The sequence below is a fragment of the Prolixibacteraceae bacterium genome, from assembly GCA_019720755.1.
Taxonomy (GTDB): Bacteria; Bacteroidota; Bacteroidia; order Bacteroidales; family Prolixibacteraceae; genus Halosquirtibacter; species Halosquirtibacter laminarini.
The window spans coordinates 1,900,508-1,915,339 of sequence record CP081303.1 but is presented as its reverse complement, the minus strand read 5'-3'; the positions used below and the strand labels follow the sequence as shown (position 1 = coordinate 1,915,339).

At 33.1% G+C, this 14,832-nt stretch carries 14 protein-coding genes; 10 read left to right on the top strand and 4 right to left on the bottom strand.

The genetic code is table 11. The features are described 5' to 3' along the window. The first annotated feature begins 609 nt into the window (after positions 1-609). Positions 610-1,608 (top strand): pirin family protein, encoded by a 999-nt coding sequence (locus tag K4L44_07690; GenBank protein QZE15705.1) that lies wholly within the window; start codon positions 610-612, stop codon positions 1,606-1,608. Positions 1,609-1,790: 182 nt separating this feature from the next. Next, positions 1,791-2,591 carry a hypothetical protein gene (locus tag K4L44_07685; GenBank protein QZE15704.1) on the top strand — a complete coding sequence of 267 codons (801 nt, stop codon included), beginning with the start codon at positions 1,791-1,793 and terminating at the stop codon, positions 2,589-2,591. Between the two features lie 76 nt (positions 2,592-2,667). Here K4L44_07685 and K4L44_07680 read toward each other — a convergent pair whose 3' ends face one another. Then, positions 2,668-3,396 carry a LytTR family DNA-binding domain-containing protein gene (locus tag K4L44_07680; protein ID QZE15703.1) on the bottom strand — a complete coding sequence of 243 codons (729 nt, stop codon included), beginning with the start codon at positions 3,394-3,396 and terminating at the stop codon, positions 2,668-2,670. Then, on the bottom strand, positions 3,393-4,457 hold the full coding sequence (locus tag K4L44_07675; protein ID QZE15702.1) for a histidine kinase: 1,065 nt from the start codon (positions 4,455-4,457) through the stop codon (positions 3,393-3,395). Before K4L44_07675 ends, K4L44_07680 begins: the two co-directional genes overlap by 4 nt. A 423-nt stretch (positions 4,458-4,880) precedes the next feature. On the opposite strand from K4L44_07675, the gene K4L44_07670 reads away from it, so the two are divergent. From K4L44_07670 to zupT, 8 genes are all read left to right on the top strand, one after another. Continuing rightward, positions 4,881-6,731, top strand: coding sequence for a glycoside hydrolase family 13 protein (locus tag K4L44_07670; protein ID QZE15701.1), 1,851 nt, complete (start codon positions 4,881-4,883; stop codon positions 6,729-6,731). A gap of 358 nt (positions 6,732-7,089) precedes the next feature. Then, the gene (locus K4L44_07665) at positions 7,090-7,497 is read left to right on the top strand and encodes a DUF134 domain-containing protein (GenBank protein ID QZE15700.1); all 408 of its coding nucleotides are present in this window, start codon (positions 7,090-7,092) and stop codon (positions 7,495-7,497) included. An 11-nt stretch (positions 7,498-7,508) separates the two neighbouring features. After that, complete coding sequence (locus K4L44_07660; GenBank protein QZE15699.1) at positions 7,509-7,826, top strand: dinitrogenase iron-molybdenum cofactor biosynthesis protein; 318 nt, start codon at positions 7,509-7,511, stop codon at positions 7,824-7,826. Between the two features lie 117 nt (positions 7,827-7,943). Continuing rightward, positions 7,944-8,309 carry a NifB/NifX family molybdenum-iron cluster-binding protein gene (locus K4L44_07655; GenBank protein QZE15698.1) on the top strand — a complete coding sequence of 122 codons (366 nt, stop codon included), beginning with the start codon at positions 7,944-7,946 and terminating at the stop codon, positions 8,307-8,309. A 195-nt stretch (positions 8,310-8,504) separates the two neighbouring features. Continuing rightward, on the top strand, positions 8,505-9,380 hold the full coding sequence (locus K4L44_07650) for an ATP-binding protein (GenBank protein ID QZE15697.1): 876 nt from the start codon (positions 8,505-8,507) through the stop codon (positions 9,378-9,380). Then, positions 9,377-10,246, top strand: a complete 870-nt coding sequence (locus tag K4L44_07645; GenBank protein QZE15696.1) for an ATP-binding protein — start codon at positions 9,377-9,379, stop codon at positions 10,244-10,246. The genes K4L44_07650 and K4L44_07645 overlap by 4 nt, the downstream gene beginning before the upstream one ends. 385 nt (positions 10,247-10,631) lie before the next feature. Further along, on the top strand, positions 10,632-11,642 hold the full coding sequence (locus K4L44_07640; protein QZE15695.1) for a haloacid dehalogenase-like hydrolase: 1,011 nt from the start codon (positions 10,632-10,634) through the stop codon (positions 11,640-11,642). A 180-nt stretch (positions 11,643-11,822) separates the two neighbouring features. After that, positions 11,823-12,647, top strand: a complete 825-nt coding sequence (gene zupT / locus K4L44_07635; GenBank protein ID QZE15694.1) for a zinc transporter ZupT — start codon at positions 11,823-11,825, stop codon at positions 12,645-12,647. Positions 12,648-12,729: 82 nt separating this feature from the next. Here zupT and hemG read toward each other — a convergent pair whose 3' ends face one another. Then, on the bottom strand, positions 12,730-14,097 hold the full coding sequence (gene hemG, locus K4L44_07630) for a protoporphyrinogen oxidase (protein ID QZE15693.1): 1,368 nt from the start codon (positions 14,095-14,097) through the stop codon (positions 12,730-12,732). Between the two features lie 226 nt (positions 14,098-14,323). Continuing rightward, positions 14,324-14,746 carry a DUF2147 domain-containing protein gene (locus K4L44_07625; protein ID QZE15692.1) on the bottom strand — a complete coding sequence of 141 codons (423 nt, stop codon included), beginning with the start codon at positions 14,744-14,746 and terminating at the stop codon, positions 14,324-14,326. Between the last annotated feature and the right edge of the window lie 86 nt (positions 14,747-14,832).

The window sequence follows — 14,832 nt, the reverse complement described above, 5'->3', positions numbered from 1 at the left end:
TATTTTTTCTCGTAAAAAGAAGGATGATTATCCTTCTTTAAATAATAGAATTTCTTCCATTTGACTGTGCTATTTAGATCTTGATCTGAAATGACCTCATTATTATTTCCGTTACCCTTTGGTTACCCTTTGGTTACCCTTCCGTTACTCCTAGAGTAACGGAAGGGTAACCAAAGGGTAATTGATCCGTAAAGAAAAAAAGAATCAAATTGGGATTATCCATTTTTTTATTTATCTTATCGGCACTGTCTAAGAGTGTGTAAGTTCTATTACAAATTAAATTTACTCTATCTTCAAATCGAACTTTCGATCTTTTTTTAATAAAAAACGAAAGCTTTATCTTATAAAATTGAGCTGTAATGGTTATATAAATAGTAAAGTATGTTGATCTTCTGACTCTTGTGTTATTGGTATTGAAAGGACATTTCAATTTTATCAAAATATTGTATTATTAAAATACTTCATCATGAAGTGGAATGAACTAAAATACTAGAAATATGTTCTAAATAATAACAATTAGAACCTAATTTGATTAAACATTCATCGAAATATAGGGTTCATTCGGTATGTAGAACACTATAGAGATTGTCTTTTTTAATCATATAATGTATGGGTAAAGAATCTGCAGTATTGAATATTCAAGATCTTGAAGAATCAACAAGAATTCAGGATCCTTTTATAATTTGTAGTCATTTTAAAGAAATATTCCCTTCAGGAACGTCGGGAATGCAACCTTCAGTTGGCAATCTTTTAGATAAAGAAAATGTTTGTCCTATGATGAATGGTCGTCAATTCCCTGGTTTTCCTGTTCATCCTCATTATGGATTTGAAATTATTACGATCCTCGAAGAGGGGATAATAGATCATTTTGATTCGAAAGGAGTGTATGGACGTTTTGGTTCCGGAGATGTTCATTGGTTATCTTCAGGTAATGGTATTCAGCATTCAGAGATGTTTCCACTTCTTTCAACTGCTCCAAATTATTTTGAGATGTTTCAGATTTGGTTGAATCTTGATTCAATCAAGAAACGTTCGTCACCTAGCTCCCAAATGTTTTGGAAAGAAGAGATCCCATTAGTAATTTGTTATGATTATAAGGGGAGACAGTCAAAAATTAAGATATTAGCGGGGAATTACAGAGGTCACAAAGCATTGTTGGTACCCGGAAATTCTTGGGCTGCGTCACCTGATCACCATGTAAATATATGGTGTATAGAACTGGCTCCTAAGGCGAGTTTCTGTATTCCTAAAGAGTTGGACTATGTTTCTCGTTCAATTATATTTTATCGAGGGATGCTATTAAGCGTAGATGACTGTTTGGCCTCTTCTGGAAGTATCGTTGACTTAGATCATAGTAAAGATATAATACTTCAAAATGGCGCTGAAAGAAGTTATTTATTATTTCTTCAGGGGAGTCCAATAAATGAAAATATTTGTCAACTTGGTCCTTTTGTCTCTCATTCAGAAGAAACTTTGTCTCATGTTTTAGTTAATTATCAAATAGATAATTTTTGGGGGGGGCCTTGGGGCTCCTCTGAACCTGTAAATGATAGACATTGTAGTCGATTTATTTCGGTTGCAGAAAAGTGTCGAAAAGTAAATGGATAACAAATCGAGTTTAATTACAATAATTATGGAGTAATGGTAATTTGAAAGGATGTGTTATTATGTATAAGTGTTTGATATTAAATGAGGGATATTGGTTAATTAGTGTTAAATGTAATCAAGAGTCATAAACTATAATAAAGTGCCAAATGTTCTTTATTCATGTAACCATAAATTTATATGATATGAAATATCGAATTTTAACTAGCGTAATATTATTGCTATCTATTACTTTAACTTCTAGTCTTAGTTATGCACAGAATGAGGATTCAAAACAAGAGATGTCAGTTAAAGCATTGAATCCTACTGCTAAGATTTATAAAATGGTTTTGATGAATAATTTAACATTTGGTGATCATGATGCAAATACCTTATGGATTGAACCAGCAATACCAGTGTATTTTGGAGATAAACTTCAACTTAGTAATTTTGCAATGATTCCAGTCGATACTCGTTATGTGAATGGGAGTCATAGAACATCTTTAGGAAATATTATTTATACAGGAAATTTTTCATTACAAAAACCTTTCAAGTTATGGGGAGGACACTTTACTCCTGCTTTAGGCCCTGCTATAACGTTAAAAACAAATACTTATGGGGACTATGAAACTTATATGGATGATACTTGGAATGTTGGATTAACTGTCGCAGGTATTTATAAAAACAAAGGTTTTTTAGCACTTTTTGCTTATACACCTACATGGGGTGTTGGAGGAAATAAGGTGAATTCTTCTACGCTTCAATATGTTCTTAATTACTCATTTAAGTCAGGAACAGGTATAAACTCTTCTCCTCTTTTAAGTTATAATGAGAAACTAGGAAAGTGGATTGTTCCGTTTGGTTTGGGAGTATCACAAATTTTTAAAACATCGTCTGCAATTTACAATCTTGCTGTGAGCGGTTATTATAATGCTATTCGTCCAGATGTTTTAGACGACATGAAATGGCAGTTACAAGTGAAGTTCTATGTCATGTTACCAATGTAGTATATTATGCATGACTCAATAAAACTTCATAAAAGAGACAATCTCTTTTATGAAGTTTTTTAATTATTTACAGCTTCTATTCAATGCTATGGTTTTGGAGTACTGATAGGACTTCTGTTTTATAATTTCTTCCGATAGGGATCCATTGATTCTCGATCTTAATATTTGCAGTCGCATAACTCTCTATTTTGGATATAGACACAATAAATGAGCGGTGAACTCTTAAGAACTCTACTTCTGGTAGTTTTTCTCCAATATTACTAATTGTCATTGCCGTAATAATTACTTTTTTGTTCGTTAAATAGATGGAAACCGTATTTCTAATACTTTCAATGTAGCATATCTCATGTAGCATTATTTTTACCATCCTCTTGTCTGATTTGACGAAGATAAATGGTTTTTCTTTTACCTCTTGTTGAACAGGTGTCCTAATCGAATCTCGAGTAGGTAATTTTAGCTTGTAATATTTGTTTATTGCTTTGATAAATCGTTCAAATGGAATAGGCTTTATAAGATAGTCTAGTGCCTCTAGGTCATAGCTTTCAAGTGCATATTCGGAATATGCAGTTGTAAAGATAACTGGTGGTGGATTCGAAATGTTACGAAGTAGTTGTATTCCTGTTAATCCAGGCATTTGAATATCTAGAAATAAAAGATCAATTTTATGATTGTTGAGATGGTCTAAAGCTTCGATCGCACTTTGACATTTTGCGACTAGTTGAAGCGTATCAATCCTTTCGATATATTGTTCTATTATATCTAACGCGAGAGATTCATCATCAACGATTAAACATTGAATCTTCATATCATTTTGATTTTAAGTATAACTGAGTAAGATACATTATCAGAAGTCACCTTTAGAGTATGTCTATCTGGATATAATAAAGATAGTCTTCTTTGTACATTTTGCAAACCAATTCCTCCCACGATTGATTTCGTGTCACTACTGTCAGAAGGAATGCTATTTTCGATACGCATTGTAAATAGGTTCTCTTTTACTCCAATCTCCATTGTAATCCAAGCCTTATTACTAAGTCCTTTGGTACTATGTTTAAAGCTGTTTTCAATAAATGGAAGGATGAGCATTGGTGCAATTTGAATTTTTTCAACTTCACCCCAATAATGCAGGCTTACCTCAACTCGATCTCCATATCTGATTTTTTCTAGATCAATATAGTCTTGAATGCTTTTAATCTCTTTACGAAGGTCAACTCGAGTTGCATTTGTTTCGTAAAGCATGTACCTTAAAAGGGTTGAAAGTTTAAGAACGACCTCAAGAGATCTATCTGACTTTTTTAATATTAAGGCATAGAGGCTGTTGAGCGTATTAAAAAGAAAGTGTGGCTGTACTTGATTTCGCAGAAAAACAAGTTCTGCTTCTAGTTTTTCTTTGGTTAGCATCTGTTCATTTTGTTGAACCTTAGCAATATATTCCATTAGTTTAATGGTCATTGGAAGCGCTAATACAGGTCCTAGGTTAATCGCGGTTTGTATTAAAACCGAGAATGAAAAGGTGTCTGTTTTCTCCCAATAGGGGAAGAAATGGTCTATAATGAAAAGATTGTCAACGATTCTCTGTAATACAGCACTTAACATTACCACAAGTATAAATGTGGCAAGAAATCGCCAAATATACCCTTTATATAGAAATTGAGGGTACAATATATATATGACTGTATAGACCAATATTATTTTATTGGGAAGATTTATTAGTTCAACAGCGATGGTTTTGAGGTAATCGGCATCATAAGTACCCCATGCATATGCGAAGAAAGATACATAGACAGTCCAATATAATAAATGTTGTAGCCATCTATTATTAATCAGAGATGTGATGATGTTATTATCGGGCTTTAAAATCTGCATCTTTGTAATTTTTTGCTGTTTCTTTATGTCGTTACTTCAAATTAAATGTAACGTTTTTTATTAAGTTAAAGATAGGTTGTAATGTTGTATCCTCAAATTAGAAAGGATGAAAGGAATAAAATTAGGGACATACGTCGAGTGTTGTTTTTTTTATGTTCAATAATATAGGTTCTTTATTTTAAATATATACTTTCGATATTATCCAATACTCATCGATTTAAGTATAGAACATTTCATTTATTAGATGCGTTAGATTTGGGGGGAATAGAATCTTGAAATTAAATTATTAGATTGTTGTTTATCCTCTATTTTTGGTTGTTTAGCATTTTTTCGATGATCTTATGCATAGAAAAAATATTTTCGTACTACTTCGTTTAATGAAGACGGTTACAAATGTTTAGAATAATTAAATAATACATAAGTATGAAACGATTGATATTAAGTTTTGTTTCAATGCTCATCATTGGAACTTCTGGTTTTGCTGCCAAATATAAGGTAGATCATTTAGAACCCATGTTTTGGTGGACTGGAATGAAAAGTCCGAAGCTTGAATTGTTAGTTCATGGTGAAAATATATCAGACTTGAGACCAACGATTAACTACCCTGGTGTTACATTGGAAAGTGTGAGTTCTGTGGAGAATCCAAATTATCTTTTCATTAACCTTATTATAGCGAAAGAGACAAAGGCAGGTTCTTTTGATATTCAATTTAAGCACGGAAAGAAAACGATCCTAACTTATCGATATGAGTTGAAGTCTCGTCGTAAGGGTTCTGCTCTACGAGAAAGTTACACTTCAAAAGATGTCATGTATTTAATAACACCTGATCGATTTGTAAATGGTGATCCTTCTAATGATAACGTGAAAGGGCTTACTGAGAAAAGTGATAGAGCTAATAAAGATGGCCGTCATGGAGGGGATATTCAGGGGATCATTAATAGCTTAGATTATTTAGCTGATATGGGCTTTACCTCAATTTGGGTTAATCCAATGTTAGAGGATAATGAACCTTCGGTAACTTACCATGGTTATGCAATCACCGATTTTTATCACATAGATAAGCGTTATGGTTCAAATGAAGATTACGTTCGATTGTCAAAAGAGGCTAAGTCTAGAGGTATTGGTCTGATTATGGATGTCGTTTTGAATCATTGTGCATCAGAGCATTGGTGGATGAAAGATCTTCCCTCTAAGGATTGGATTAATTTTAAAGGAAAATTTTCTCAATGTTCTCATGTTAGAACTACAGTAGAAGATAGATATGCATCAAAAGAGGATAAAAAACAGTTCTCTGATGGATGGTTTGTGGAAAGCATGCCAGATATGAATCAAAGAAATCCATTCTTAGCAACATATTTAACCCAAAATGTGATTTGGTGGATTGAATATGCTGATTTAGAGGGATTACGCATTGATACTTATCCTTATTCTGATAAAACATTCTTATCTAAATGGTCAAAAAGAATTACGGATGAATATCCAAACATCAATATAGTGGGAGAAGAGTGGTCAACGAATCCAGCAATTGTATCTTACTGGCAAAGAGGGAAAAATAATACTGATGGTTATGTTTCTAGCATGCCTAGTATGATGGACTTTCCATTAAACACAGCATTAATAAATGGTTTAAAGAAAAAAGAAAATTGGGATTCAGGTTTCATAAATCTTTATGAGACCCTTGCTAATGACTTTCAGTATCCTAATCCTGGAAATCTAGTTATTTTTCCTGATAACCATGATATGGCTAGAATTTATGATCAGTTAGATCGTGATTTTAATCTGTATAAGATGGCTATTGCATATGTGTTGACAATGAGAGGAGTCCCTCAGATTTATTATGGTACAGAGATACTTGCTAAATCAGAACATGGTGGGGATCATGGTTACCTTCGAATTGATTTTCCCGGTGGCTGGGAAGGTGATGCAAAAAATGCATTTACTGGTAAGGGGCTTAGTAAAGACGAGGCAGCTGCTCAGAAGTTTATGAAGACTTTGTTAAATTGGAGAAAGAATAATTCAATCATTGCTAATGGGAAACTAATGCATTATGCGCCACAAAATGGGACATATGTTTATTTTAGGTATACCAAAAAAGGCAAAGTGATGGTGATCATGAATAAAAACAGTGATGTATCCTCATTAGATACTTCTAGATTTCATGAAATGATTCAACCAGGAGATAGTGCGAATGATATTCTTACAGGTGAAACAGTAACTTTTGAAGATAAGATACAAATCCCATCTAGGTCTGTGAAGATCTATGAATTAGATTAGATATTTCTAATGTTAATGGCTTGATATACATTAGTATTTGTTTTAGGTCGTATATGCTCATTTTGAGCTATACGACCTTTTTTAATGCCTGATAATTAGAATTCTATGCATTGTATACGCTAAGGATATAATTTTTTATTCTTATACTGCCCAAAATATTCTTCATTTTATATGTGGCAATAGTTTGATTATTATTCTATAAACGGTATTGAATGATTCTTTTATGAACTAAAGGACTTTTCTGTATATTTAATTTAGCGATAACTATGACTAAAAATAGTTGAATATATTTGATATTATGGGAATATTCTCATTATATTTGTTGTGAGAATATTCTCATAATTGTTTTATGCATTGTATGGCAAGACAGAGACGGTTAAGAAAAGTAGTTTCACCTCCAAATTTTAAAGGGTACAAACCATATGGGACAAGTAAAATGCACTCTTCTTCGGAAGAGGAGTTTTTATATGAAGAATATGAAGCCTTAAAGTTGGCTGACTATGACTTGCTAAATCATGCTGAAGCAGCTGAATTAATGGGGATTAGTCGTGCAACTTTTGCACGTATATATGAAAGTGCGCGACGTAAGTTGGCTCGTGCCTTTGTTGAGACTAAGGACATTCGTATGATTTATGGTAGTGCACAGATGGATGAAGATTGGTACATCTGTGATAACTGTTTGGTTCGTTTTAGTGTTACTCCTAAAATGAGTGACAAATGTTGTCCTATGTGTAATTCAGAAAAGATATCGTCAGTAAAGATTTAAATGAAAAATTTATGAAAATAGTAGTTACATCTATGGCAGATAGTGCGACAGCACAATTTGATAGACGTTTTGGGAGAGCTTCCTGGTTTTGTCTTTTTGATACCGAAACAGAGGAACAGCGCTTTATTGAGAATGAGAAACGAGATGCTTCAAATGGTGCTGGATTAAATGCAGCGTCAATTTTTGGTGAACTAGGAGTAACCAAAGTGATTTCTGGTGATTTTGGTCCAAAAGCGAAAGAGTTGTTGAATAAATTTGAGATTCAAATGGTTACGATCGATGAAGTTGATGTGACTATAGATCAGATAATTGAAAAGGTAAGAAAATAGTCTTAGTAATTATTGTTAGTTGTTTGATCCAACAAGATTTTGTGGATTGTTTTATGTTTTAATGTCATCTTCTTTCTCGAAAGAGAGAGAAGAATGACGTTGTTTTAATTAGTTGTTATGAGAAAAAAAATTGCTTTACCGATTGATGAACAAGGAGTTTTATTTGTTCATTTTGGACATGCCCCATTTTTCTGTTTTTATGAAGTGGAGAATGGGATTGTTGTAAATAAAGAAAAAATAGTAGCACCTGAACATAAACCGGGATATCTTCCCGTGTGGATGGGGTCACATGATGTAAATGTGGTGATAACCTCTGGTTTAGGAGCAAAGGCAAAAACTCTTTTTAATGATAAAGGTATCGAAGTTGTTACAGGGGTTGAAGTTGCATCTGCTGAAGAGATAATTGGTCTCTATTTAAATGAAAATCTTATTGCAAATGGTAATGGATGCACCCATAAAGCTGGGCATACATGTGACCATTGATAACATATTTTGAAGAGCCCTCCTCTCAACTCATTATTATACATTCTCTTATTTTATCTGCTTATGAGAGATCCTTTATTTTTTAAAGGAAAGCTGGGCTCTTTTTTCATTTCTAATAACTAGTTGTTTTGTGGATATAGATATTTGTCTATTTCTCATAAATTACTTGTTTTCATAAATACAAATTAGTTTATAATGGTGGGTTCTTATAAAATCGCAGTTGCAAGTGGCAAAGGTGGGGTCGGTAAAACAGCACTTTCATTGTTGTTGTTTAAATATCTTCAAGAGGTTGTTCCTGAGCCTGTATCTTTAGTGGATTGTGATGTGGAAGAACCTAATGTTTCTCTTTTTTTAGATGATTCAAACCTTGTTGAGCAAATTGATGCTTGTCAAGATATTCCTCAGATTGATCTAAATAAATGCAATTTCTGCAAGAAATGTACTGAGTATTGTGAATTTAATGCAATAACAATGGTTGCTGCCTCAAAATTTGTTGAGGTCAATAAGAATCTGTGTCATAGTTGTGGCGCTTGTGAATATGCATGTTCTAACCATGCAATTCAATTTAGTCCTGAACCTATTGGAAAGTTATCGTATAATCGATCAGCTATCGGTAATTTCTATGAAGGAAGATTGAAAATAGGCTCAGTAATGCAAACACGTCTGATAAAATTATTAAAAGAGTGGGGGCCTCACGAAGGGGTTGTCGTATATGATGCACCTCCTGGAACAAGTTGTCCTGTGGTCGAAACATTAGATGAATCAGATTTTGTTATTCTAGTTGGTGAACCAACGCCTTTTGGCCTTCATGATATGAAATTGGTGATTAAAGTCTTAGAGTTGATGAATGTTCCTTTTGGGGTTGTGATAAATAAGTGTGACTTTGGGGATGAAATAATGTGTAATTATCTTCATGATAATAGTATTGAAATATTAGGTAAAATACCTTATGATCAGGAGTTCGCTAAATCATATTCAGAAGGAAGAATATTGGAATCAGTACCTAAATATATAGAAAATGAGGTCCAAAAGATTGCTGCTTCAATAAAATTTAAACGATTGTACCAATGAAGGAAATAACTGTTTTGAGTGGAAAGGGTGGTGCTGGAAAAACTTCAGTAACAGCAGCTTTGGCTTCGCTATTTTGTAATGCTGTTTTTTGTGATAATGATGTGGATGCTTCTGATTTACATTTAATCTTTTCTCCACAAAAGAGTCAAGTAAATGAATTTATTCATGGGTGGAATATGTTGGTAGATCCTCTTATCTGTGATGGATGTGGAATATGCGAGAATTTGTGCCGATTTGATGCAATATCTGTTAATATATTTGGAAAAGCAGAGGTTAATAATATAAAATGCGAAGGTTGTCGTCTCTGTGAACGATCTTGTCCGTCTAATGCACTAATGCCTACACCTAATAGAGAAAACTGTTGGTATCTTTCGTCTACTAGGTTTGGTCCATTTATCAGTGCGGAAATGGGGGTTGCAGAGGATAATTCAGGGAAGTTGGTCTCTTATATTAGAAATAAAGCCGAAATTTATGCAAAAGAGTCCAATGCTGATTACATAATTAATGATGGACCTCCAGGGATCGGATGCCCAACAATCGCTTCGATTACAGGTACAGATGTTGTGTTGGTTGTAATAGAGCCCACTGTTTCTGGATGGCACGATGCTCTTAGGGTTCTTGATTTAGTTCGTAAATGGGGAATTAAGGTTTATGCAGTAATCAATAAAGGCGGTTTAAATATCTCTCTTCAAGATGAAATTAGTGTAAAATTATTAGAGATAGGTGTCCCGTTATTGTCTATTATACCATGGTCTAAGGATTTTGTTGAAGCAATGAAATTAGGACAGAATGTAATGGAGTATTCTCATGATACAATGCTTAAAAGATCTATCGAGATTATTTATCAAGAACTTAAATTAGAGTAATCCTTTTAAATTGAAATAATCTAAATATATACTTGCTTTTCTCCAATGTAAAGTATTAAAGTCGAATTCTAAGTACTAGTTTGTGTTTAACCTCATCTAAATACACCTTTTTGAAAGGTATTAAACAATAAAAAACTCCGAATTGAACGGAGTTTTTTATTGTTTAATAAGTTCTATTTGAGTTCAAATAAAAATTAATAGTTGTATCATATTGCAATGGTTTAATAACGATCTCATATTAAACATTTTTTTAAGCAGTTTGTATATCTAAAAGAAGAGAATTATCGCTGGTGAATCTAGATCCCCAATTATTATAACCTAGATGATAGTTTATAGAAATAAATGATATACACTCTTTCTTTAATCATGCTAAAAGAGATTTATTATGAATTTCCGTACTAGATGGACGTTGTTACTTGCCATTATTATTGTAGTCTTGTTTTGGACAAACTATACACAAGATGTTGATTCTGAATCTTTAGAATCGTGGAATAATACCCCACTTAAAAAAGAGATTTTAAAATTTATTCAGACAGCCTCTACTAGTATACCAGAAGAAGATAGAATTGCAGTTTTCGATTTAGATGGAACGCTGGCTTGTGAAGCTCCTTTGTGGTTTGAGATGGAGGTGGCAGTCGCTGGTTTAATTGATCGATTAAACAATAATCCTGAGTTAGAAGGCAAACCGATATATGAATATGCACGGAAATTAGCAACAAATCCTGCAGATACTTCTGTTCATAATAATTGGGTTCGAAAGAATGCAAATTATCTTGATTCCATGATTCTTAACGCTTTTGATGGGAAAGATTGTGAATGGTATGTTACTTATGCGAATAAGTATCTTTCAACTCATAAAAATAAACAGTACGATATTCTTTATAAGGATATGTTTTATCAACCTATGTTAGAGCTTATCAATTTACTAAAAGAAAATAAATTCACCATTTATATTGTTTCTGGTTCTATGCAAAGCTTACTTTGGAGTATTTGTCCAGAAGTCTTAGAGATTCCTAGAACACATTTAATTGGTACTAGACAACAACTAAAACCTGTCTATAAAAATGGTCGAAGACCATCATTTTTATTTAAAAATAGCAAGTATACTCCTCATAATAATCATAGTGGGAAAAGCATAAATATCTACTCCCGAATTGGTAAGATTCCTGTTTTAGCCGTTGGTAATACAGTAGGTGATTTTGGAATGTTCCATCTTGCTAGTGGAAGTAAGTACCTAAATATGTCAATTTTAATAAATCATGATGACTCTCGTAGAGAATATAGTTATCCTCCTTATCATGGTAAAGCAGTACCTGCTTGGCAAGACTCTTTAGAGATAAATGAATGGCGACGAGTAGACATGTCCAAAGAATTTAAGGTTTTATGGATGAAATGATAGGAGATGAATAAAAAAATGATGGAATAATTTTCTGATTTTCTGATGTTTATAGTAATACTTCTTTTGTGCTTCAGATTAATATTCATTTAGTGTTTAATATTAAATTATAATGTTAGTATATTTATATCCATTATAAATAACCTCTTGTTTTAATAACTGAATTATATACAAAAGAATATGGAACTGAATAGTAATTTTATGACGGCATTCCTGTTAACGCTTTTTGCCGGATTGTCTACTGGTATTGGAAGTTTAATAGCTTTTGTGTCTAAGCAAACGAATACAAAGTTATTGTCTATTGCTTTAGGATTTTCAGCAGGTGTAATGATTTATGTTTCATTTATGGAGATTTTGCCTGAAGGAATACATTCTTTGGAAAACCATTTTGACGAGAAACTAGGTAATCTTTATGGTGTGATTGCCTTTTTTAGTGGAATTGCTATTATTGCGATCATTGATAAGCTTATACCTAGTTTTGAAAATCCACATGAGGTTAAGAAAATTGAAGAGATGGATGATGCTTCCAAGGCAAAGGATTTTCGCAAGCTGTATCGAATGGGGATTATGACTGCCTTGGCTGTAGGATTGCATAATTTTCCTGAAGGAATGGCTACGTTCATTTCTGCATTGAATGATCCCTCTTTAGGGATGGCGATTGCTATAGCGATTGCAATTCACAATATACCTGAGGGAATAGCAGTTAGTGTTCCAATATATTATGCGACAAAAAGCCGTAGTAAGGCATTCTGGTTGTCTTTCTTGTCTGGCCTTGCTGAACCTATAGGTGCTTTACTTGGTTATTTGATTATTATTCCAATGGTGACCCCTGATAACCTTGAGGTTGTGATGGGTGTTATTTTGAGTGCTATTGCTGGAGTAATGGTATTTATTTCTCTCGACGAGTTACTTCCTACTGCAGAGGAGTATGGAGAACATCACCTTTCAATATATGGGTTGGTTGCAGGAATGGGAGTAATGGCGGTGAGCTTATTACTTTTCTAGCATTATAATACATAGAGAAGAATAAGTAAGGAGCATGATCTTTAGAGAATATGCTCCTTATTTATTCTAAGAATGATGGTTGCTATATCATTTTGTTTGCATTGATCTCTGCATTATTTATGCAATCAGAAATACTATTGCCTCCGATGAAATTTCCAGAAATGATAAAATTATTATTTGTTTCATGAAACCTGTCTAGATATTTCTTGAAATTCATATAACCTAGATTGTATTGAGGAATTGCCTTTTCATACAACTTAAAGCATTTTGTTTTCGGTTCTCCTTCAATTTCCATTATTTCAGAAAATTGTTTTGTAGCAATAGATACCCACTTTTTTAAATCGCTTTGTAGTATCTCTCTATTTCTACTACCTCCAAGATACAGAGTGAAAGATGCATGGTCTTTAGGCGCTCTGTTATCAAATATTGTACTACTCCAAAGTGCGCCCAAGAAATTAAGGTTTCCCTTCTCAGGTACAAGAAAACCAAAACTATCAAGATCTTTACCAATCTGCTCCTTATGAAAACCAAGGTTTAGTGTCCCAACAGGAGGATAATAAATTTTTGATAGCTCAGTACTGAGGTTTTTATCAATATCTTTCATTAAAGAAGAAAGGACGTAAGCTGGAAGTGTTGAGATAATTTTCTCAGCAATCAATGAAAATTCTTTCCCTTCTTTCATGTATTTAATCTGGTACTTGCCGTCGATAGGTATTATTTCAAGTACTTCACTTTTTAAGAATAATTGAGGAGAGATCTTTTTTGCTATCCCTCTAGGAATTTGATTTAATCCTCTTTTAAAGGACATAATATTACGGGAAGGTCTATATTTACCTTTCTTGTATGCCTTCTTGTTTTCTTTCAGTGTATGATATGAGCCCATGATTACAGAGCCGTGTTTTGTTTCCATCTCTGCCATATTTGGGTAAGCAGCTTGCATACTCAGATCCTTAGGATCGCCAGCATAAACTCCAGCTACCAATGGATTTAGAGTATAATCTAAAAACTCTTGACCAAAACGACGTTTAACAAAGTCAGCCATACTTTCATCCTCACCACTTTGTCTCGCAGCAATGAATGGTTCTTTTAACACTCGTAGTTTGGTTCGAAAGGAGAGGAGCTTTGTGAATATATATGATAAAGGACCATCTAAAGCATGTATTTGATGATCTCGATAGAGGTATTTTTTTGAAGCATTTCTGTTTGCTATGAGAAGATCTTTCTCAATACCTGCCCATTGAATTAGTTTAAAAAATGACTCGTATTTCTCAACAGTCGAGTTTGCTGCAAAGTCAAAAGTATAACCATCTATCTCTTTTGAAGATAAGACACCTCCTACTTTATCTCTTTTTTCAAGAATTAGAGGTTTTTTTCCTTTAGATTGTAGAAAAGCAGCGGTAGACATTCCAGAGATTCCTGCGCCCAGAATCACTATCTCATATGAATCCATTTATTTCTTTTTCATTGAATGATGAATTACAAATATAATGGTTGATTATTGAAAAAAGTTATTTGAGTTCTATTTTTTATAGCAGATTAGATATTATTTTAAGTTAATTCAATAGTGAAAATCGGTATTTTTAAAAGATTGTCTTAACTAAAATAATATTGTAAAAAAAGGAGGAGTCATTTTTAGATTGACTCCTCCTTTATTCTCTTGATAAATTCGTCTCATTCTATCTTTTACGAACCCAAGTTTGGGTTCTAAAGAAGAATCCAATATATCCTCTAACTTGAAGTTTACCGTCTTCTTCCCAAAGTTTCACGTCATATTTTTTCCCACTTTCAGGGTCAAGTATTCCATCATCTTTAACCCAGATATCTTTCTTTTTGGTTAAACCATTAATAATGGTAAGTCCAATAATTGGTTTATTGTGTAGAGAGCCCTCACATTCTTTGCAAAGAGGGTTGTAGTTTGGATCAGGGTTGTATAGAGCAACAATCTGACCATACAATATCCCGTCTTTGATCGTGATCATAACATCTGATTTCGGCTTATTCGTTTTTTCATCAAATGTTTGCCAAATACCTGTTATATCTTTTGCCCAAAGAGGGATAGATACAAAAAGACAAAGTGTGATTAGTATTAACTTTTTCATATTCTAAAATTGATTTTAATGAACAATTGAGCCTCCTAAACTAAACAAAATTCATTAGCCTATGTTCTCTTTTAAGTAAATTTAAA

What these genes read in the sequence shown, in the direction of transcription:
- K4L44_07690 (QZE15705.1), top strand. Translation starts at nt 610, where the DNA reads ATGGGTAAAGAATCTGCAGTATTGAATATTCAAGATCTTGAAGAATCA.
- K4L44_07685 (QZE15704.1), top strand. Translation starts at nt 1,791, where the DNA reads ATGAAATATCGAATTTTAACTAGCGTAATATTATTGCTATCTATTACT.
- K4L44_07680 (QZE15703.1), bottom strand. Translation starts at nt 3,396, where the DNA reads ATGAAGATTCAATGTTTAATCGTTGATGATGAATCTCTCGCGTTAGAT.
- K4L44_07675 (QZE15702.1), bottom strand. Translation starts at nt 4,457, where the DNA reads ATGCAGATTTTAAAGCCCGATAATAACATCATCACATCTCTGATTAAT.
- K4L44_07670 (QZE15701.1), top strand. Translation starts at nt 4,881, where the DNA reads ATGAAACGATTGATATTAAGTTTTGTTTCAATGCTCATCATTGGAACT.
- K4L44_07665 (QZE15700.1), top strand. Translation starts at nt 7,090, where the DNA reads ATGGCAAGACAGAGACGGTTAAGAAAAGTAGTTTCACCTCCAAATTTT.
- K4L44_07660 (QZE15699.1), top strand. Translation starts at nt 7,509, where the DNA reads ATGAAAATAGTAGTTACATCTATGGCAGATAGTGCGACAGCACAATTT.
- K4L44_07655 (QZE15698.1), top strand. Translation starts at nt 7,944, where the DNA reads ATGAGAAAAAAAATTGCTTTACCGATTGATGAACAAGGAGTTTTATTT.
- K4L44_07650 (QZE15697.1), top strand. Translation starts at nt 8,505, where the DNA reads ATGGTGGGTTCTTATAAAATCGCAGTTGCAAGTGGCAAAGGTGGGGTC.
- K4L44_07645 (QZE15696.1), top strand. Translation starts at nt 9,377, where the DNA reads ATGAAGGAAATAACTGTTTTGAGTGGAAAGGGTGGTGCTGGAAAAACT.
- K4L44_07640 (QZE15695.1), top strand. Translation starts at nt 10,632, where the DNA reads ATGAATTTCCGTACTAGATGGACGTTGTTACTTGCCATTATTATTGTA.
- zupT (QZE15694.1), top strand. Translation starts at nt 11,823, where the DNA reads ATGGAACTGAATAGTAATTTTATGACGGCATTCCTGTTAACGCTTTTT.
- hemG (QZE15693.1), bottom strand. Translation starts at nt 14,097, where the DNA reads ATGGATTCATATGAGATAGTGATTCTGGGCGCAGGAATCTCTGGAATG.
- K4L44_07625 (QZE15692.1), bottom strand. Translation starts at nt 14,746, where the DNA reads ATGAAAAAGTTAATACTAATCACACTTTGTCTTTTTGTATCTATCCCT.